Origin of the sequence: Mycoplana rhizolycopersici (assembly GCF_013378445.1) — a bacterium.
Lineage (GTDB): Bacteria > Pseudomonadota > Alphaproteobacteria > Rhizobiales > Rhizobiaceae > Mycoplana > Mycoplana rhizolycopersici.
The window spans coordinates 1-510 of the sequence record NZ_JABXYK010000063.1 but is presented as its reverse complement, the minus strand read 5'-3'; the positions used below and the strand labels follow the sequence as shown (position 1 = coordinate 510).

The 510-nt window shown below is 59.4% G+C and carries 1 protein-coding gene; it reads right to left on the bottom strand.

The genetic code is table 11. From position 1 onward, the window contains the following. Nucleotides 1-232: 232 nt before the first annotated feature. Complete coding sequence (locus HV823_RS27535; protein ID WP_176952629.1) at nt 233-442, bottom strand: hypothetical protein; 210 nt, start codon at nt 440-442, stop codon at nt 233-235. Between the last annotated feature and the right edge of the window lie 68 nt (nt 443-510).

The window sequence follows — 510 nt, the reverse complement described above, 5'->3', positions numbered from 1 at the left end:
CGGTGCTTCAAGGTTCTTCCGTGCCTCCGCACGACGGGCAAGCATACGCTCACGAAGCGCCTTGGAGGCTGCAACCGCGGCGAGGGCATTCGCGATGACTTTGTCGGTACCGGCCATATCGAGAACTTCATTGTTCTCTTTATGTTCTCATTCTGGAAGAGCGCAGTCAAGACATCGTTGCGTTCGGATGGTGCTGCTTGCAGGAGATGCGGGTGTTACCGGACATGGGATTTCATTCCTCGGCCATCAGCCCGTCGAAGACCTCCAGCATCGCCTCGACGATGGCCTGCCCGAGGACATTCGCGGCGTCAGCGACCTTGTCGTCACCGCCGTCGCGCGCAGCGAGGGCCAGATTGCCGCCCTGTTCGACGATGATGGCGCTAGCGCGCTCGATTGCCCATTGGGCAAAGTCGGCCCGCGAGCCGATGGTCGTTGTTTCCATGGTTGTTTTCCTCGCATTTTCAGAAAGGCATTCAGATGCTGTCGGCATAGTGGCAGCCAGCGCGCTCT

Bases quoted from the DNA above. Each gene is read 5' to 3' on its own strand.
- HV823_RS27535 (WP_176952629.1), bottom strand. From the start codon at position 442: ATGGAAACAACGACCATCGGCTCGCGGGCCGACTTTGCCCAATGGGCA.